Genomic DNA, 17,833 nt, shown 5'->3' on the forward strand with positions numbered 1-17,833 from the left:
CCTTCAGCGAGCCACGGGCACACCCCTAACGTGGCCGCGTGGCACGGCAGGGGGATGGCCGACACCATGGTGTTCGTCGCCGGCAGGCTGAAGGGATCGAGGATGTTCCGCAAGGTGCTGGTCGCCAACCGTGGCGAGATCGCGATTCGCGCGTTCCGCGCAGGCTATGAGCTGGGGGCACGGACGGTTGCCGTCTTCCCCCACGAGGACCGCAATTCGCTGCACCGGTTGAAGGCCGACGAGGCCTATGAGATCGGGGAACCGGGCCATCCCGTGCGGGCGTACCTTTCCGTCGAGGAGATCGTCGGCGCCGCCCGCCGGGCGGGAGCGGACGCCGTCTACCCGGGCTACGGCTTCCTGTCCGAGAACCCCGAACTGGCCCGCGCCTGCGAGGAGGCGGGCATCACGTTCGTCGGGCCGAGCGCCCACACCCTGGAGCTCACCGGGAACAAGGCGCGCGCGGTGGCCGCGGCCCGCGCCGCCGGCGTCCCGGTGCTCGGCTCCTCCGCCCCCTCCAACGACGTCGACGAACTGGTGCGCGCCGCCGAGGACATCGGCTTCCCGGTGTTCGTCAAGGCGGTCGCCGGCGGCGGCGGACGCGGTATGCGCCGCGTCGAGGACCCCGCCCAGCTGCGCGAGTCCATCGAGGCGGCGTCGCGCGAGGCGGCGTCCGCGTTCGGCGACCCGACCGTCTTCCTGGAGAAGGCCGTCGTGGAGCCCCGCCACATCGAGGTGCAGATCCTCGCCGACGGGGACGGCAACGTCATCCACCTGTTCGAGCGGGACTGCTCGGTGCAGCGCCGGCACCAGAAGGTGATCGAGCTCGCCCCCGCGCCCAACCTCGACCCGGAGCTGCGCGACCGGATCTGCGCCGACGCGGTGCGCTTCGCCCGCGAGATCGGCTACCGCAACGCGGGCACCGTGGAGTTCCTGCTCGACCGGGAAGGCAACCACGTCTTCATCGAGATGAACCCGCGCATCCAGGTCGAGCACACGGTGACCGAGGAGGTCACCGATGTCGACCTGGTGCAGGCCCAGTTGCGCATCGCCTCCGGTGAGACCCTGGCCGACCTCGGTCTCTCGCAGGAGACCGTGACCCTGCGCGGAGCCGCGCTGCAGTGCCGTATCACCACCGAGGACCCGGCCAACGGCTTCCGCCCGGACACCGGCCGCATCAGCGCGTACCGCTCGCCGGGCGGCTCCGGCATCCGCCTCGACGGCGGCACCACGCACGCGGGTACGGAGATCAGCGCGCACTTCGACTCGATGCTGGTCAAGCTCACCTGCCGGGGCCGGGACCTGCGGGCCGCGATCGGCCGGGCCCGGCGTGCCGTCGCCGAGTTCCGCATCCGCGGTGTGGCCACGAACATTCCGTTCCTGCAGGCCGTCCTCGACGACCCGGACTTCCAGGCCGGCCGGGTCACCACGTCGTTCATCGAACAGCGGCCGCACCTGCTCACCGCCCGCTCCTCCGCCGACCGCGGCACCAAGCTGCTCACCTACCTGGCCGACGTCACGGTGAACAAGCCGCACGGCGAGCGTCCCGATCTGCTCGACCCGCTCACCAAGCTGCCGCCGCTGCCCGCGGGCGAGCCGCCCGCAGGCTCCCGGCAGCACCTCGTCGCCCTCGGCCCGGAGGGCTTCGCCCGCCGGCTGCGCGAGTCGCCGACCATCGGAGTCACCGACACCACCTTCCGCGACGCCCACCAGTCGCTGCTCGCCACCCGGGTGCGCACCAAGGACCTGCTCGCCGTCGCCCCGGCCGTCGCGCGGACCCTGCCCGAGCTGCTGTCCCTGGAGTGCTGGGGCGGCGCCACCTACGACGTCGCCCTGCGCTTCCTCGCCGAGGACCCCTGGGAGCGGCTGGCCGCACTGCGCGAGGCGGTCCCCAACATCTGTCTGCAGATGCTGCTGCGCGGCCGCAACACCGTCGGCTACACGCCCTACCCGACCGAGGTGACCGACGCCTTCGTGCAGGAGGCCGCCGCCACCGGCATCGACATCTTCCGGATCTTCGACGCCCTCAACGACGTCGGCCAGATGCGGCCCGCCATCGACGCCGTACGGGAGACCGGAACCGCCGTCGCCGAGGTCGCCCTCTGCTACACCTCCGACCTGTCCGATCCGAACGAGCGCCTGTACACCCTGGACTACTACCTCCGCCTGGCCGAGCAGATCGTGGCGGCGGGCGCCCACGTCCTGGCCGTCAAGGACATGGCCGGACTGCTGCGCGCCCCGGCCGCGGCCAAGCTCGTCTCCGCGCTGCGCCGGGAGTTCGACCTGCCGGTGCACCTGCACACCCACGACACCGCGGGCGGCCAGCTCGCCACCTACCTCGCCGCGATCCAGGCGGGCGCCGACGCGGTGGACGGCGCCGTGGCCTCGATGGCCGGGACGACCTCGCAGCCGTCGCTGTCGGCGCTCGTGGCCGCGACCGACCACACCGAGCGCCCCACCGGCCTCGACCTCCAGGCGGTCGGCGACCTGGAGCCGTACTGGGAGAGCGTCCGCCGCATCTACGCGCCGTTCGAGGCGGGCCTCGCCTCCCCGACCGGACGCGTCTACCACCACGAGATCCCCGGCGGCCAGCTGTCCAACCTGCGCACCCAGGCGGTCGCCCTGGGCCTCGGCGACCGCTTCGAGGACATCGAGGCGATGTACGCCGCCGCCGACCGGATCCTGGGCCGCCTGGTGAAGGTCACCCCGTCCTCGAAGGTCGTCGGTGACCTCGCGCTGCACCTGGTCGGCGCGGGAGTGAAGCCGGCGGACTTCGAGACGACGCCCGACAAGTACGACATCCCCGACTCCGTGATCGGCTTCCTGCGCGGCGAACTGGGCACCCCGCCCGGCGGCTGGCCCGAGCCCTTCCGCACCAAGGCGCTCCAGGGGCGCGCCGACGGCAAGCCGGTGCAGGAGCTGGCGGCCGAGGACCACGAGGGCCTGGAGAAGTCGCCGCGCGCGACCCTCAACCGGCTGCTGTTCCCCGGCCCGACGCGCGACTTCGACACGCACCGCCAGGCCTTCGGCGACACCAGCGTGCTGGACAGCAAGGACTTCTTCTACGGTCTGCGCCCCGCCAAGGAGTACGCCGTCGACCTGGAGCCCGGCGTACGGCTCCTGATCGAGCTTCAGGCCATCGGCGAGGCCGACGAACGCGGTATGCGCACCGTGATGTCGACCCTCAACGGCCAGCTCCGGCCCATCCAGGTGCGTGACAACGCGGCGGCCTCCGACGTGCCGGTCACCGAGAAGGCCGACCGCGCCAACCCCGGCCATGTGCCGGCACCGTTCGCCGGCGTGGTGACCCTCGCGGTCGCCGAGGGCGACGAGGTGCAGGCGGGGGCCACCGTCGCCACCATCGAGGCGATGAAGATGGAGGCCACCATCACCGCCCCGAAGGGCGGCAGGGTGTCGCGGCTGGCCATCAACCGGATCCAGCAGGTGGAGGGCGGAGACCTCCTGGTCGAGCTCTCCTGAGCCGCCCCCTTCGGCGGCCGGACCGGCAGGAATCGGTCCGGCCGCCGATCTGCGCCCTCCTGCTATAGTCAATTTTGCACATAAGTGCCTAAGTGACTAAGGCGTGGGGAGGCGGTCGTCCGATGCCGGTCGGGGAGTATTTGCGGTACGTCGCCCTGGGTGACAGCCAGACCGAGGGCCTCGGTGACGGGGACGACGCCAGTGGTCTGCGGGGGTGGGCCGACCGGCTGGCCGAGCGGATCGCCGGCGGAAGCCCGGATCTGCTCTACGCCAACCTCGCCGTGCGCGGACGCGTGGCCGCGGAGGTACGGGCCGAGCAGCTCGCCCCGGCGCTCGCGATGCGGCCGGACCTCGCGACCGTGGTCGCCGGAGTGAACGACGTGCTGCGTCCCCGTTTCGACGCCGACGAGGTGGCCGCCCACCTGGAGGCGATGTTCGCCGCACTGACCGGACAGGGCACCCGCGTGGCGACGCTCACCTTCCCCGACGTCTCCCGCATCACCCCGCTGGCCCGCCCCCTCGCCCACCGGGTGCTCGCCCTCAACGACCGCATCCGGCAGGCCGCCCGGCGCCACGGCGTCGTACTCGCGGAGACCTCCCACCCTGCGGTGGTGACCGACCCCCGGCTGTGGAGCCCCGACCGGCTCCACGCAAGCCCCCTCGGCCACGAACGCATCGCGGCGGCGATGGCCCACGCCCTCGGACTGCCTGGCAGCGACGACAGCTGGACGCGCCCCCTTCCCGACCGGGAGACACTCTCGGCGCTAGGGGCCGCGGGCGCCGAACTCCGCTGGGCCGGCTCCTTCCTGGGACCCTGGCTGGTCCGCCGGATCCAGGGCCGCTCGTCCGGCGACGGCCGCCGGGCCAAGCGGCCCGCGCTGCTCCCGGTGGCCGCGCTCGCCGAGGAAGCGTCCTGACCGTGCTCCGTCCGGCTCGCCCCAATCACTGATCAACGAGCTGTTAGGTTGAGTTCATGGCTCTGCGCAATGCGGTGATGGCGGCACTCCTGGAGGGCGAGGCGTCCGGATACGACCTCGCGAAGGGGTTCGAGGCCTCGGTCGCCAACTTCTGGATGGCCACACCGCAGCAGATCTACCGGGAACTTGAGCGGATGGAGAGCGAGGGGCTCGTCTCCGCGCGTCTGGTCCACCAGGAACGCAGGCCGAACAAGCGGCTCTTCTCCCTCACCGGCGCCGGCCGTGACGCCGTGCGCGCCTACACCGCCGAGGCCTCCAGCAAACCCATGGCCATCAGGGACGAGTTGATGGTCAAGGTCCAGTGCGTCGACGTCGGCGACCTGGCGGCCGTACGGGCCGGGATCACCGAGCGGGTGGAGCGGTCGGCGGCCAAGCTGGCCCGCTTCGAGCGCATGCGGGAGCGTCTGCTGGCCGGCCGTACCGAAGAGGAGTTCCTCGCCACCGCCGAGCGCGTCGGCCCGTACCTGACGCTGCTGGGCGGCCTGGCCCTGGAGCGGGCGAACGTGAAGTGGGGCCAGACGGTCCTGAAGACGCTGCAGCGCGCCTCGACGAGCGTCTAGACCCGTCCAGACCGATCTCCTACGAGGTCACGGCGCCCGCCAGATGTTGTCGAAGGCCGCGTCCTCGATCTCCCGCCGCTGCCGTACGGCCGTCAGCTCCGTCACCGCGTCGTTGACGGCGGCCAGTACGGTCACGATCGCGTCGTCGGTGAGGCCCTCCAGGTTCTCGGTCGGCTCGTCGTGGATGCCGACGGCGGCCGCGAGGCCGACCAGGACGGGGTCGCCCGAGGCCAGGCGCTCGGTCGCGTGGTGGAGGCCGGGCGAATCCGCCGGAGCCGTCCGGTCGCTCCGCAGCGGGAACCAGCTCCGGTGTTGCCGGGTGAGCTCGCCCTTCGCCTCCAGGGCGGAGACATAGGCCGCCGACAGCCCACGCCCGCGGCGCCACAGCCAGTCCTCGACGGACTCGTACGGTGCCTGCCGGGTGAGTGACGACACCGCGTCGTCCAGCAGGCGGTCACCCATGTCCAGCGGCGCGCCGGGAACGATGCGGTCGCCGTCCAGGGTGACGGCCCGGGCCTCGACGAGGTCGATCAGTTCGGCTCCGGCCAGGGTCAGCGAGAGGTCGCCCTGCTCGACGGGACGGTCGGAGGCGACGTCCAGGGTGGTGATCAACAGGTCCCGTGCTGTGGTCATGGCGGACTCCATGTCGAAGGCGTCGTCGGCAACCGGTCGCCGAGCAGTCTGCCGGAGCGGGTCGTCGTACCGGTACGGCATGTCCCACCACCACCATGTGGTGCGCGAGGCCGATGCGCAGCACGACGGCCCGCGCGGCCGTCGAGGGACGCCGCCTCCAGGAGGCGGCGGTCAGGAGGTCACCTTGGCGATGAAGGCGGCGAGGTTCGCCACCGTTCGCTGGATCTTCTCCTCCAGGGTGAGCGACTCGTGCAGCCGGGCGCCGGCGCCCGCGTCCTTCTTGCCCCGGACGTACAGCGAGCAGGCGAGGTCGCTGCATATGTAGGCGCCGACCGAGTTGCCCTGCTGCCCGGCCTTCCCCGCCTTCGGCGCGACCATCAGGCTGACGCCGCCGGTGTGGGAGGTCAGGCACATCGAGCACATGCTGCGCCTCGTCTGCCCGGCGACGGGGTGGCCCGAGCCACGCAGCACCAGGGCCCTCGGGTGGCCGTCGAGCTCGGTGACGAGGTAGGCGCGGTCGGGGGCCTGGGGATCTCGCCAGCCGAGGAAGTCGAGGTCGTCCCAGGGGCGCTCGGCCAGGTCGCGCGGGACGGACAGGCGCTTCGCCTCGCCCTTGGTGCAGTTGACGAACGCGGCACGGATCTCTTGCTCGGTCAGAGGTTTCATAGGGGCCACGCTAATTTGCCTAAAGGTTGTAGGCAAACGCATAATTGTCTATGGCTAGCGGGAGGAAGGTCATGGCGCGCGCAGGACTGAACACGGAACGCCTGACCCGGGCGGGGGCGGAACTGGCCGACGAGGTCGGCTTCGACCAGGTGACCGTCTCCGCGATCGCCAGACGGTTCGACGTCAAGGTCGCGAGCCTCTACTCGCACCTGAAGAACTCCCAGGACCTCAGGACCAGGATCGCCCTGCTGGCCCTGGAGGAACTCGCCGACCGGGCCGCGGACGCCGTGGCGGGCCGGGCCGGCAAGGACGCCCTGACCGCACTCGCGAACGTCTACCGCGACTACGCCCGCGAGCACCCCGGACGCTACGCCGCCGCCCAGTTCCGGCTCGACCCGCAGACGGCGGCCGCGAGCGCGGGCGGCCGGCACGCCCGGCTGACCCGCGCCATCCTGCGGGGCTACGACCTCACGGAGCCGGACCAGACCCATGCGGTCCGGCTCCTGGGCAGCGTCTTCCACGGCTACGTCAGCCTGGAGATGGGCGGGGGCTTCAGCCACAGCGCCCCCGACACACAGGAGACCTGGTCGCGAATCCTGGACGCCCTGGACGCCCTGCTGCGGAACTGGCCCGAGGCCTGACCCGGACCGCGGACCGGCGGTGGCTCCGACCCCCGCCCAGGTCCAGGACGAACACCTCACCACACCCTGACCTCGAAACGCGGCAGGGCCGACCGCTGCACGTGATCGGCCCGGTGACGCGGTCCGGCTCAGGAAGGCTTGACCCCCGACACCGCGGTGACGGTGACCTTGTTGTCGCACTCCGCGAACAGACTGCCGTCGCTCATGGCGACTTGGTGTGCGCCGGAACCGGGCAGGCCGACCACCAGTGTCGGATACGCGACGGGCTTGGCGCCGGACTCGCAGTAGCCGTCGCCCTCGCCCTGGACCTGGACGAAGGTCAGCTTCACCCATGCCTTGGCGCCCGGCGCCACCGTCACCGGCACGGCAGTGCCCGTGGGGGTGACTGCCAGCGGCTTGTTGCGCTCCGGCGAACCGTTGCCGGCCCCGGCCACCGACGGATGTCCCTGCAGGACGCACGCCTGTGCGGAGACGTTCGTGAACTCCACGATCGCCGCTCCGACTCCCGTGCCGTCGGGACGGTTGGCGGCCTGGGAGGCGGTCGCCTTCAGCGCGGTCGCCGCGCACGCCTTCGCCGTTGAGCCGGATCCGGCGGACGCGCTCGTGGCGGGGGCCTTCGGCGTGCCGGCGCCGGACGGCTTGGCAGCCGGGGTGCCCGCCACCGGGGAGGAGGTCGCCGCGTTGCTCGGAGACTGCGACTTCGACGGCGACGTGGCCGCGGAATCGTCGCTGCCGTTGTGGCATGCGGTCACCACCAGCGCGGCCGAGATCGCCGCCATCGCCATCGCCGTTCTGCGGATGCCGATTCCGTACTGCATGACGTCCCCCGAATTCGGATTGCCCGGGCCGGCCCGTCGCCGGCCACTCGCCCAGGTAGACAGGGGTCCTGGACAGCGGGTTTCCGCTGTGGATCACCTGTGACACGGCGGTGACACAACGGGCCGTACGGGCAGGCGCTCAGCCGGCCAGCTGCTTGAGGACCTCCACCGCGGCCGGGGCGGACGAGGCCGGGTTCTGGCCGCTGACGAGGTTGCGGTCGACGGCCACGTTCGGGGCCCACGGCTCGCCCGCGCGGACGTGCACGCCGGCCTCGACGAGCCGGGTCTCCAGCAGCCACTTCGCCCGGTCGGCGAGGCCCGCCTGGGTCTCCTCGGCGTCGGTGAACGCGGCCACCTCGTATCCCGCGAACGCGTTGGAGCCGTCCTCGTGGACGGCGGCCAGCAGCGCGGCCGAGGCGTGGCAGACGACGCCGAGCGGCTTGCCCGAGCCGAGGGCGTCGACGAGCAGCCTGCCGGAGGTGGCGTCGACGGCGAGGTCCTCCATCGGGCCGTGACCGCCGGGGTAGAAGACGGCCGCGTACTCGCCGAGGTCGACGGCCTCCAGCGTGATCGGGTGCTGCAGCTCGGTCATCGCCGCGAGTCCGTTCACGATGTCGTCGGCGCCCTCCTGGCCGCCGTTGACCTCCGGGGCCAGGCTGCTCTTGTCCACGGTGGGGACCACGCCGCCGGGCGTCGCGACGACGATGTCATGGCCGGCGGCCTTGAACGCACGGTACGGGGCCACGGCCTCCTCGGCCCAGAAGCCCGTGGGGTGCTGGGTGCCGTCGGCGAGCGTCCAGTGGTCGGCGCCGGTCATCACGAAGAGGATCTTCGACATGCTGTTTCTCCAGGAGAACTAAGGGCCTTGGGAAGCCTGCTGACACCGCGGAGGCAGATCGTCAGCGTGGCGACGTCCTCGAAGGTAGATCCGCATGTCATACGTTTCCAATGAGGAATCACATGTCTGCCATTGGATTTCCAATGGGTGGGAACGTGTCGGGCGGCCGAGGGCGTTGCCGGAGTACCGGAAGGGAGAGCGGGCCATGACCACACTCCGCACCGCGGCAACCGTCCGTGCCACCCCCGAGGGCCTTCTGTGGGAACCGAGCGAACGCTGGGTGCGTGGCAACAAGGGTGAGGTCACCGTCGTGGACAGCCGGCACCCCGTCCTGGTCTGGGAGCCCGGCCTCCCCGTGCCGCTGTACGCCTTCCCGCGCGAGGAGGTCCGCACCGACCTGCTCCGCCCGGCGAAGAACCCGCCGGCCGGCACCCACACCGGGTCGCGGCTCTTCTACGACCTCGACGTGGACGGCGACCTCATCGAGAACGCGGCCTGGACGTACCCCGCGGCCGACCTGGCCGGCCACATCGCCTTCGAGTGGTTCGAGCGCACCGGCCGCGGCCTCGACCACTGGTACGAGGAGGCGGAAGAGATCTTCGTCCACCCTCGCGACCCGCACAAGCGCGTGGACGCCCTGCCCAGCAGCCGCCATGTCGTGGTGGAGATCGACGGCACGGTCGTGGCGGACACCCGCCGCCCGGTGCTGGTGTTCGAGACCGGCCTGCCCACCCGCTACTACATCCCCCGTGAGGACGTCCGCCTCGACCTGTTCGTCCCCACCGACCACAGCACCGGCTGCCCGTACAAGGGGACGGCCGAGTACTGGTCCTGGCGCGGCGAGGCCGACGTGCCGCCCGATGTCGTATGGAGCTACCCGGATCCGCTTCCCGCGGTGGCCGCGGTCGGCGGACTCCTCGCCTTCTACAACGAAGTTGTCGACATCGTCGTGGACGGCGAGCGTCTCGAACGCCCCGCATTCTCCCGTTCCGGAAGGCACCCTTGACAGCGTGCGTACTGTTTCGCGACGTTTGAGCCTTGCCCCGGCAATGCGGAGTCGGAATTCCAACGAAGTGGCAGCAAGAAGTGGCAGGACGCGGACATCGCGTCATAGGGGGGAGCGGTCGCCGATGCGATCCAACAGCCATGATCTACACGCCTGGCCGGCCCGTGCCGCCATGGTCGCGTCCGACGCGGATGCTGCGGAAGGGCGGTCGATCTGAGTGGACGTCACGATCCACAGGCCGGGCGAGCTGACCGAGTCGCTGCGCCGGGACTGGCACCGGGCGATGGACGAGTCACCGGAGTACGCCAACCCCTTCCTGGCACCGGAGTTCGCGATCGGGATCGGCAGGCACCGCGGCGGGGCGAGGGTGGCGGTCCTGCGCGAGGCGGGGGAGCCCGTCGGCTTCTTCCCGTACGAGCGCGACGCGTTGGGCGTCGGCCGGGCGATCGGCCTCGGTCTCTCGGACTGTCAGGCCCTGGTGCACCGCCCCGGGGTCACCTGGGACGCCCAGGACCTGCTGCGCGCATGCGGGCTGTCCATCTTCGAGTTCGACCACCTCGTGGAGGAGCAGAGACCGTTCGCCAGACATGTCACCGGCCGGTTCGCCTCGCCGGTGATCGACGTCAAGCCGGGCGACGGCGGCTATGCGGAGTGGCTGCGCGGGACCTACCCGGGGCTGGCCAAGACGACGTTGAAGAAGGAGCGCCGTATCGGGCGCGACGTGGGCGAGGTGCGGTTCGTGTTCGACGAGCGCGACCCGCGGATGCTGCGCACGCTCATGCGTTGGAAGTCCGCCCAGTACCGCAGGACCGGACGGATGGACCGGTTCGCCAGACCGTGGATCGTCGATGTGGTCGACCATCTGTTCCATGTCCGCGAGGAGCACTTCACGGGTGTGCTGTCCGTGCTGTACGCCGGCGACCGGCCGGTCGCCGCGCACTTCGGGCCCCGTTCGAGCACGGTGCTCGCCGCCTGGTTCACCGCGTACGACCCCGAACTCCACTACTACTCGCCCGGCCTGATGATGCATCTGCGGACGGCGGAGGCGGCGGCCCGCAACGGGGTGACGCTCGTCGACCTGGGGCGCGGCGACAAGGAGTACAAGGACTGGCTCAAGACCCGTGAGCTGCGCGTGGGGGAGGGGTTCGCGGCCCGGACCCACCCGGTGGCGGCGGGGTACCGGCTGTGGCGCAGGCCCGTGCGCGGCCTGCGGAACACGGTGCTGGCCCATCCGCGGCTCCGGGAGCCGGCCGACCGGCTGCTGAAGACGGTCGGCACGCTGCGCACCTCGCCCCGCACGGGCTCCGAGCGGACCTGAGCCGGCCAGGGCGCTCCCGGTACCGGGTGTCGATGCCCGGTGCCCCTGAGCTCTGCCGATTCACCCCTTATGTTCCGTATGACCGTATAAAGGTAAAATCTAGGGGTTTATCCATACGGGACTGCTGTCTCGAGGGACTAGTGTCTCGCCGGAGTGATCATGCCCCGCAAGCGCTCAATGCCCGACGCGGACGAGCTGCTGGAAAGACTCCGATGGCTCACCGCGCAGGCGCGCGAGCGCGCGGAGCTGCAGCGCTCACAGGTCGAGCTGGCCATCGCCCTGCAGCGCGGCATGCTGCCCAGGGACCTGCCCACCGACCCCCGCTTCCGCCTGGCCGTTCAGTACGCCCCCGCCTGCTACGGCCTGAACGTGGGCGGCGACTGGTACGACGCCTTCGCGCTGCCCGACGGCCGCATCGGCCTGTCCATCGGCGACGTCCAGGGCCACAACATCGAGGCGGCCGCCTTCATGGGCCAGGTCCGGGCCGGGCTGCGGGCGCTCGCCTCCGTCACCAGCGAGCCGGGCGAGCTGCTCGGCCGCACCAACGACCTGCTCCTGTCCCTGGGCAGCGACCTCTTCGCCACCTGCACCTTTGTGCGGCTCGACCCGTCCACCGGGCTGCTGGAGAGCGCGCGGGCCGGCCACATCCCCTTCGTCTGGGCCACGCCGGACGGCAGGTCCGGGATCGCCGAGGACTACGGGGGACCGCCGCTCGGTATCGAGCAGGGCATGGAATATCCGGTGGCCCGCTTCCGGCTCAGCACGGGCGGAGTCTTCATCCTCCTCACCGACGGCGTCGTGGAGGGGCCCCGGCTGAGCGTCGACGAGGGGCTCGACCACGTGGTACGGCTCGCCGGCGGCGCGGCCGTCGCGGGTCTGGACGCGGAGTCGCTGGCCGCCGCCGTGATCAAGGGCGCCGAGCTCGTCGGGCACGAGGACGACGCGGCCGTGCTCGTCGTGGGCCACGAGGGGCCCGGCCTTCGGCCATAGGGCCCGTCGCCGCGTTTCTCGCCTCGCCGACGGCGCGGCATCGGTGTCTGATGGCAGCTGTGGTGGGTACCCAGGAGCTGCGCCGGACGGCCGTCTACGTCCTCAAGGTGCTGGCCGTCGCTGTCTGCTACTACGCGGCAGGGCGGCTCGGACTCCTTCGCCAGCTCGTCGTCGAAAGAGCCGTGGTCACCCCCATCTGGCCGCCGACCGGCCTCGCGGTGGCCAGTCTGCTGCTCCTCGGGGTGGGCATCTGGCCCGGTATCGCGCTCGGCGCCTTCCTCGTCATCGCCTCCATCAGCCCGCCGGGCCGCGACGCGGCCGGCATCGTGGCGGGAAACACCGCCGCACCCCTGTGCGCGTACTTCATGCTGCGCCACGTCGGCTTCCGGACCGAGCTCAACCGGTTACGGGACGGCCTCGCACTGGTGTTCCTCGGTGCGCTGGCCGCCATGCTGCTCAGCGCGACCGTCGGCGTCGGTCTCCTCGTCCTCGTGGGCAAGCTCCCCCTGCACGACTCCGGACTCATCTGGCTGGCGTGGTGGGTGGGCGACGCGATGGGCGTCCTGATCGTCACCCCGATCCTGCTGATACTGCACAGGATCACCTGGCCCCTGAGGATGACGCGGTGGAAGGAGGCCCTGGTCGTCACGCTGGTCGCCTGCGGTCTCGTACCCCTGGCCACGCGCAGCTCCGTCAGCCTGTTGTTCCTGGTCTATCCGCTCCTCGTCTGGGCGGCGCTGCGCTTCCGGCTCGTGGGCAGCATCCTGTGCGCCCTCCTCACGTCCGTCCTGGCCACCATCGCGGCGACGGAGCACCTCGGGCCGTTCGCGCGGCTGACCCCCGTCGAGGTCATGATGAAGCTCCAGGCCTTCAACGGGACCATGGCCCTGACCGCCCTGCTCCTGTCGGCCGTGATCACCGAGCAGCGCAACACCAGGCTGTCCGTGGAACAGGCCTGCCAGGAACTCGTCGAGGTGCTCGAACACCTGACCGCGGGCGACACCCCGCCGAACCGCGCGCCGACCGACGACGCCACAGGGGAGACCGCCACAGGGGAGGCCGCCACAGGGGAGGCCGCCACAGGGGAGGCCGACGCGGGCGAGGCCGACGCGGGCGAGGCCGACGAGCAGCCCCCTGAACGCCGGGAACCCCCGCCCTGATGGTCGGAGCGGGGGTTGACGGCGTTCGGCGTGCGCGGACCGTCGTCACCCGGCCGGCGCGGTGATCTCCCGCTTGAGGATCTTGCCGCTGGGGCCTGTCGGCAGCGCGTCCACGAACCAGACCGATCGCGGGTACTTGTACGCCGCCACCCGGTCCTTGACGAACTCGCGCAGCTCGTCGGGCGTCGCCTCGGCGCCCTTGCGCAGGACGACCGCGGCCGCTACCTCCTCGCCGAGATGCTCGTGCGCCAGGCCCACCACGGCGGCCAGCGCGACGGCCGGGTGCTCGTGCAGGATCTCCTCTATCTCGCGCGGGTAGACGTTGTAGCCACCGCGGATGATCATGTCCTTCTTGCGGTCGACGATGTACAGATAGCCGTCCTCGTCCCGCCGGGCGAGATCGCCGCTGCGCAGCCAGCCGTCCGGGATCGCCGTCGCCGTCTCCTCGGGCAGGTTCCAGTAGCCCTTCATCACGTTCGGTCCGCGCACGGCCAGTTCGCCGACCTCGCCGGGGCCCACGTCCTGGCCCTTCTCGTCCAGCAGCCGGACCTCCACATCCAGGATCGGAGTGCCGACCGACCCCGGCTTGCGCGGCCGGTCGGGGTGGTTGAAGGACACCACCGGGCTCGTCTCGGACATGCCGAAGCCCTCCAGCACCATGCAGCCGAAGCGCCGCTCGAAGCCGTGCAGCACCTCCACGGGCAGCGAGGCTCCGCCCGAGACGCACATCCGCAGCGTCGACACGTCCGCCTCCGACGGATGCTGCAGCAGCGCCGCGTACATCGTCGGCACGCCCTCGAAGACCGTGGCCCGGTCGCGGGCGATCGCGTCCAGCACGGCCTGCGGGTCGAAGCGCGGGATCAGGGTGAGCGAGGCCCCGCTGCGGACGGCCACGCTCATCGTGCAGATCTGGCCGAAGATGTGGAACAGCGGCAGACAGCCGACGACCACGTCCTCGGACGTGATGCGCTGCACATGAACGGCGTTGACCTCGGTGTTGTGCCGCAGGCTCCCATGGGTGAGCGCAGCGCCCTTGGGGCGTCCCGTGGTGCCGGAGGTGTACAGGAGCACGGCCACGTCGTCGGCGGCCGTCTCCGTCACCTCGGTCAGCGGCTCCTGACCGGCCAGCAGTCCGGCGAAGTGGGAGGGCTCGACCGCGATGTGCCGCACGCCGGCGGCGGCCGCCCCCTGGGCGCCCTCACCGGGTGCCTGGTGCCACTCGAACAGCAGCGCCGCCCCGGAGTCGTTCAGGTGGTACTCGGTCTCCCGGGTCTTCAGCAGCGGGTTCATCGGCACGACGATCGCCCCGGCGCGCAGCGCGCCGTAGTACAGCACGACGAACTCGGGGACGTTCGGCAGCATCAGGGCCACCCGGTCACCCGGTCGTACGCCCTCGGCCCGCAGCAGTGCCGCGGCCCGGGCGCTGCGCTCGTCCAGTTCGGCGTAGGTGGTGACCTGCGTTCCCAGACGCAGCGCGTCCCGCTCCGGCTGCCGCTCCGCCGTCCGTACCAAGAACTCCGCCAGATTGGGCATGCCCCGCCTCCACGAATGTCACCGTCGAAATCCGCCGTTCACGTTGACGACATGGTGCTGCCGCCGAGGGCGACGACCTATGGGAGGGGCGACAGCTTCCCTTTCACCGCGTTGTTCCTGGGAACAAAAACCGGGCGCTACACTGCGCCGATGGACTTCTCGGGTGTCGCCGCGGCGATCCACGCACGGCTTCCGGAACTGGGCGAGCGGCTGGCGGAGCGCATACGCTCCGACATCGATGCATATGGGGATGAAGCGCTCATCCCCTTCGACTCGCTGCGCCGTTCGTGCACGGCCAACGCCGACCTGGTCCTCAGACACTTCCTCCGCCCGGGCGCCCCGGACCCCGGACCCGCCCGTGAGACCGGCCGCATCCGCGCCGAGCACGGCATGCCCCTCGCCGACACCCTGCACGCCTACCGGGTCGGCTTCGAGTTCCTGTGGTCGGAGATCGTCAAGGAGGCCGGCACCCATCCGGAGGTGCCGGACGCCGAACTGGTGGCCCGCTCCGCCGAGATCTGGTCGCTGTTCGGCCTCTTTGCCGAGGCCGTGGCCGAGGCCCACCGGGAGACCACCGCCGAACTGACCCTGCAACGCCAAGCCCGCCGCTCCGCACTGGTGGAAGCGCTTTTCACCGGCGCCATCGCCGACCGCACCACCCTGTGGGAGGCCGCCCGCGAACTGGGCCTGCCCGAGCGCGGACCCTACGCCGTGGTCGCCGCCGAGTCCACGGCGCCGGGTACGGAGCCGCTGGCCGGAATCGAGACCGCGCTGCGCCAGGCCCAGCTTCCGTCCGCCTGGCGGCTGTTGCCCGACCAGCAGATCGGTCTGGTCGCCCTGGCCACGCCGACGGCGGAGAGCACCGGTCTGCGCATCCTGCGCCGCACACACGCCCGCGTGGGCATCAGCCCCGGCTTCCACGCACTGCGCGACACCCCGCAGGCCCTGCGCTTCGCCCGGTTGGCCCTGGCGGGCCTCCCGGGCACCGGCCCCGGCGTCGCGCGCTTCGACGACAACCCCCTGGCCATGGTCGTCGCGGCCGCCCCGGTGGAAGCCGCTCACCTGGTGACGGTCACCCTCGGACCCGTCCTCGACCTCCCGGCGCCGGAACGCGCCCGTCTGCTGGAGACCCTGGAGCACTGGTTCGCCGCGGCCGGCTCCGCCGCCGACGCGGCCCGGAGCCTGTTCGTCCATCCCAACACCGTCCGCTACCGGCTGCGCCGTATCGAGGAACTGACGGGCCGTTCCCTCTCGGACCCGCGAACGGCGGCGGACCTGGGCGCGGCGCTCCTCGCGGTCCGCGGTGCCACGCCGAACGGCGCGGGAGCGGAAGGCGTGCCGCGGCCGAGGCCGGCGGAGCCCGCCGCGTGCGCGGTGCGAGCCCGAGTCCAGACGCCGACCGCCTCGGGCACGCCCGCTCCACGATGAGCAACGGCCGGACACGGTCGTGCCCCCACGCCGGAGCGAGCAGGTCGTGGCCCACTCGCGTTCCCCGGCCGTGAAGGGGAATGATGAGACGTCGAGCGACGGATCAACCGATGCGGAGGAGCGGACCCATGCCGCACGAGCGAGCGGGCAAGCCGGCCGGTCCCGAGGACCTTGTCGACGTGGCCCGGCTGGTCACGGCGTACTACGCACTGCACCCCGACCCGGCCGAGCCCGGACAGCGGGTGGCGTTCGGCACCTCCGGACACCGCGGATCGTCGCTGGCGACCGCGTTCAACGAGGACCACATCGCCGCCACCAGCCAGGCCATCTGCGAGTACCGCGACGGCCAGGGCGTCGACGGCCCCCTCTTCCTCGGAGCCGACACGCATGCGCTGTCGGAGCCCGCGAGGGTCACCGCCCTTGAGGTGTTCGCCGCCAACGACGTGACCGTGCTCATCGACAGCGAGGACGGCTACACCCCCACCCCGGCGGTCTCGCACGCCATCCTCACCCACAACCGGGGCCGTGGCACCGGCCTCGCGGACGGCGTCGTGGTCACCCCGTCGCACAACCCGCCCGCCGACGGCGGCTTCAAGTACAACCCGCCGAACGGCGGCCCGGCCGCCTCCGAGGCGACCTCCTGGATCCAGGACCGGGCCAACCAGATCATCGCCGGCGGTCTCAAGGACGTACGCCGCATCAGCTACCCGCGCGCGCTCGCCGCACCCACGACCGAGCGGTACGACTTCCTCGGCAGCTATGTCTCCGACCTGCCCGGTGTGCTGGACATCGACGCGATCCGCACGGCAGGTGTGCGGATCGGCGCCGACCCGCTGGGCGGGGCGTCCGTCGCCTACTGGGGCCGTATCGCCGAGCAGCACGGCCTGGATCTGACGGTGGTCAACCCGCACACCGACCCCACATGGCGGTTCATGACGCTGGACTGGGACGGCCAGATCCGCATGGACTGCTCGTCGCCGTACGCCATGGCCTCGCTCATCGAGCGGCGCGACCGCTTCCGCATCGCCACGGGCAACGACGCCGACGCCGACCGCCATGGCATCGTCACACCGGACGCGGGTCTCCTGAACCCCAACCACTATCTCGCCGTCGCCATCGCCTATCTCTACGAGCACCGCGAGCAGTGGCCCGCCGGCACGGGGATCGGCAAGACGCTGGTGTCGTCCTCGATGATCGACCGCGTCGCCGCCGACCTCGGCCGTGAACTGGTCGAAGTGCCCGTGGGATTCAAGTGGTTCGTCGACGGGCTGCTCGACGGGTCGCTCGGCTTCGGCGGCGAGGAGTCGGCCGGGGCGTCCTTCCTGCGCCGGGACGGCTCGGTGTGGACGACGGACAAGGACGGCATCCTCCTCGCGCTCCTCGCGTCCGAGATCACGGCCGTCACCGAGCGCACGCCGTCCAAGCACTACGCCAAACTCACCGCCCGCTTCGGCCGGCCCGCCTACGCGCGCATCGACGCGCCGGCCACGCGCGAGGAGAAGGCCCTCCTCGCGAAGCTCTCGCCGGCCCAGGTCACCGCGCGCAGCCTGGCGGGAGAGGAGGTCACCGCGGTCCTCACCGAGGCTCCCGGCAACGGCGCTTCGATCGGCGGCATCAAGGTGACCACCGCCAACGCCTGGTTCGCGGCACGGCCTTCGGGCACCGAGGACGTCTACAAGATCTACGCCGAGTCGTTCCTCGGCCCCGACCACCTCGCCCGGGTGCAGGAGGAGGCCAAGTCGGTGGTGCTGACGGCACTGGGCGGCTGACGCCCCCGGCGGTCCCGCG

The 17,833-nt window shown here is 71.5% G+C and carries 15 protein-coding genes; 10 read left to right on the forward strand and 5 right to left on the reverse strand.

The features are described 5' to 3' along the window. Positions 1–102 precede the first annotated feature (102 nt). The 3 genes from AB0I54_RS10955 (at position 103) to AB0I54_RS10965 (ending at position 5,014) form a co-directional block, all read left to right on the forward strand. Entirely contained in the window at positions 103–3,477 is a 3,375-nt protein-coding gene (locus AB0I54_RS10955; RefSeq protein WP_363296063.1) for a pyruvate carboxylase, read from the forward strand. A 122-nt stretch (positions 3,478–3,599) separates the two neighbouring features. Continuing rightward, positions 3,600–4,394 carry an SGNH/GDSL hydrolase family protein gene (locus AB0I54_RS10960; protein ID WP_363295623.1) on the forward strand — a complete coding sequence of 265 codons (795 nt, stop codon included), beginning with the start codon at positions 3,600–3,602 and terminating at the stop codon, positions 4,392–4,394. Between the two features lie 56 nt (positions 4,395–4,450). Further along, positions 4,451–5,014, forward strand: coding sequence for a PadR family transcriptional regulator (locus AB0I54_RS10965; protein WP_363295624.1), 564 nt, complete (start codon positions 4,451–4,453; stop codon positions 5,012–5,014). A gap of 27 nt (positions 5,015–5,041) precedes the next feature. Here AB0I54_RS10965 and AB0I54_RS10970 read toward each other — a convergent pair whose 3' ends face one another. Together AB0I54_RS10970 and AB0I54_RS10975 are read right to left on the reverse strand one after the other, a co-directional pair. Next, entirely contained in the window at positions 5,042–5,647 is a 606-nt protein-coding gene (locus AB0I54_RS10970; RefSeq protein ID WP_363295625.1) for a GPP34 family phosphoprotein, read from the reverse strand. Positions 5,648–5,818: 171 nt separating this feature from the next. Further along, on the reverse strand, positions 5,819–6,313 hold the full coding sequence (locus tag AB0I54_RS10975; protein ID WP_363295626.1) for an FBP domain-containing protein: 495 nt from the start codon (positions 6,311–6,313) through the stop codon (positions 5,819–5,821). 71 nt (positions 6,314–6,384) lie between these two features. Here AB0I54_RS10975 and AB0I54_RS10980 point away from each other — a divergent pair, with 71 nt between their 5' ends. Beyond that, entirely contained in the window at positions 6,385–6,954 is a 570-nt protein-coding gene (locus AB0I54_RS10980) for a WHG domain-containing protein (protein ID WP_363295627.1), read from the forward strand. Positions 6,955–7,082: 128 nt separating this feature from the next. On the opposite strand, the gene AB0I54_RS10985 is transcribed toward AB0I54_RS10980, so the two are convergent. Beyond that, the gene (locus tag AB0I54_RS10985) at positions 7,083–7,772 is read right to left on the reverse strand and encodes a DUF4232 domain-containing protein (RefSeq protein WP_363295628.1); all 690 of its coding nucleotides are present in this window, start codon (positions 7,770–7,772) and stop codon (positions 7,083–7,085) included. A gap of 139 nt (positions 7,773–7,911) precedes the next feature. After that, positions 7,912–8,610, reverse strand: a complete 699-nt coding sequence (locus tag AB0I54_RS10990; protein WP_363295629.1) for a type 1 glutamine amidotransferase domain-containing protein — start codon at positions 8,608–8,610, stop codon at positions 7,912–7,914. A gap of 205 nt (positions 8,611–8,815) precedes the next feature. Here AB0I54_RS10990 and AB0I54_RS10995 point away from each other — a divergent pair, with 205 nt between their 5' ends. The 4 genes from AB0I54_RS10995 to AB0I54_RS11010 all read left to right on the forward strand — a co-directional run bounded on the left by AB0I54_RS10995 (position 8,816) and on the right by AB0I54_RS11010 (position 13,084). Further along, positions 8,816–9,616 (forward strand): DUF427 domain-containing protein, encoded by an 801-nt coding sequence (locus AB0I54_RS10995; RefSeq protein WP_363295630.1) that lies wholly within the window; start codon positions 8,816–8,818, stop codon positions 9,614–9,616. A 217-nt stretch (positions 9,617–9,833) separates the two neighbouring features. Continuing rightward, complete coding sequence (locus AB0I54_RS11000) at positions 9,834–10,934, forward strand: GNAT family N-acetyltransferase (RefSeq protein ID WP_363295631.1); 1,101 nt, start codon at positions 9,834–9,836, stop codon at positions 10,932–10,934. A 159-nt stretch (positions 10,935–11,093) separates the two neighbouring features. After that, positions 11,094–11,924, forward strand: a complete 831-nt coding sequence (locus AB0I54_RS11005) for a PP2C family protein-serine/threonine phosphatase (protein ID WP_363295632.1) — start codon at positions 11,094–11,096, stop codon at positions 11,922–11,924. A gap of 50 nt (positions 11,925–11,974) precedes the next feature. Continuing rightward, on the forward strand, positions 11,975–13,084 hold the full coding sequence (locus AB0I54_RS11010) for an MASE1 domain-containing protein (RefSeq protein WP_363295633.1): 1,110 nt from the start codon (positions 11,975–11,977) through the stop codon (positions 13,082–13,084). 45 nt (positions 13,085–13,129) lie between these two features. On the opposite strand, the gene AB0I54_RS11015 is transcribed toward AB0I54_RS11010, so the two are convergent. Next, positions 13,130–14,617 carry a long-chain fatty acid--CoA ligase gene (locus AB0I54_RS11015; protein ID WP_363295634.1) on the reverse strand — a complete coding sequence of 496 codons (1,488 nt, stop codon included), beginning with the start codon at positions 14,615–14,617 and terminating at the stop codon, positions 13,130–13,132. Positions 14,618–14,767: 150 nt separating this feature from the next. On the opposite strand from AB0I54_RS11015, the gene AB0I54_RS11020 reads away from it, so the two are divergent. Together AB0I54_RS11020 and pgm are read left to right on the forward strand one after the other, a co-directional pair. After that, positions 14,768–16,045, forward strand: a complete 1,278-nt coding sequence (locus AB0I54_RS11020) for a helix-turn-helix domain-containing protein (protein WP_363295635.1) — start codon at positions 14,768–14,770, stop codon at positions 16,043–16,045. Between the two features lie 128 nt (positions 16,046–16,173). After that, positions 16,174–17,814 (forward strand): phosphoglucomutase (alpha-D-glucose-1,6-bisphosphate-dependent), encoded by a 1,641-nt coding sequence (gene pgm / locus AB0I54_RS11025; RefSeq protein WP_363295636.1) that lies wholly within the window; start codon positions 16,174–16,176, stop codon positions 17,812–17,814. Positions 17,815–17,833 lie beyond the last annotated feature (19 nt).

The organism is Streptomyces sp. NPDC050625 (genome assembly GCF_040654755.1).
Lineage (GTDB): Bacteria > Actinomycetota > Actinomycetes > Streptomycetales > Streptomycetaceae > Streptomyces.

What these genes read in the sequence shown, in the direction of transcription:
- AB0I54_RS10955 (WP_363296063.1), top strand. Translation starts at nt 103, where the DNA reads ATGTTCCGCAAGGTGCTGGTCGCCAACCGTGGCGAGATCGCGATTCGC.
- AB0I54_RS10960 (WP_363295623.1), top strand. Translation starts at nt 3,600, where the DNA reads ATGCCGGTCGGGGAGTATTTGCGGTACGTCGCCCTGGGTGACAGCCAG.
- AB0I54_RS10965 (WP_363295624.1), top strand. Translation starts at nt 4,451, where the DNA reads ATGGCTCTGCGCAATGCGGTGATGGCGGCACTCCTGGAGGGCGAGGCG.
- AB0I54_RS10970 (WP_363295625.1), bottom strand. Translation starts at nt 5,647, where the DNA reads ATGACCACAGCACGGGACCTGTTGATCACCACCCTGGACGTCGCCTCC.
- AB0I54_RS10975 (WP_363295626.1), bottom strand. Translation starts at nt 6,313, where the DNA reads ATGAAACCTCTGACCGAGCAAGAGATCCGTGCCGCGTTCGTCAACTGC.
- AB0I54_RS10980 (WP_363295627.1), top strand. Translation starts at nt 6,385, where the DNA reads ATGGCGCGCGCAGGACTGAACACGGAACGCCTGACCCGGGCGGGGGCG.
- AB0I54_RS10985 (WP_363295628.1), bottom strand. Translation starts at nt 7,772, where the DNA reads ATGCAGTACGGAATCGGCATCCGCAGAACGGCGATGGCGATGGCGGCG.
- AB0I54_RS10990 (WP_363295629.1), bottom strand. Translation starts at nt 8,610, where the DNA reads ATGTCGAAGATCCTCTTCGTGATGACCGGCGCCGACCACTGGACGCTC.
- AB0I54_RS10995 (WP_363295630.1), top strand. Translation starts at nt 8,816, where the DNA reads ATGACCACACTCCGCACCGCGGCAACCGTCCGTGCCACCCCCGAGGGC.
- AB0I54_RS11005 (WP_363295632.1), top strand. Translation starts at nt 11,094, where the DNA reads ATGCCCCGCAAGCGCTCAATGCCCGACGCGGACGAGCTGCTGGAAAGA.
- AB0I54_RS11010 (WP_363295633.1), top strand. Translation starts at nt 11,975, where the DNA reads ATGGCAGCTGTGGTGGGTACCCAGGAGCTGCGCCGGACGGCCGTCTAC.
- AB0I54_RS11015 (WP_363295634.1), bottom strand. Translation starts at nt 14,617, where the DNA reads ATGCCCAATCTGGCGGAGTTCTTGGTACGGACGGCGGAGCGGCAGCCG.
- AB0I54_RS11020 (WP_363295635.1), top strand. Translation starts at nt 14,768, where the DNA reads ATGGACTTCTCGGGTGTCGCCGCGGCGATCCACGCACGGCTTCCGGAA.
- pgm (WP_363295636.1), top strand. Translation starts at nt 16,174, where the DNA reads ATGCCGCACGAGCGAGCGGGCAAGCCGGCCGGTCCCGAGGACCTTGTC.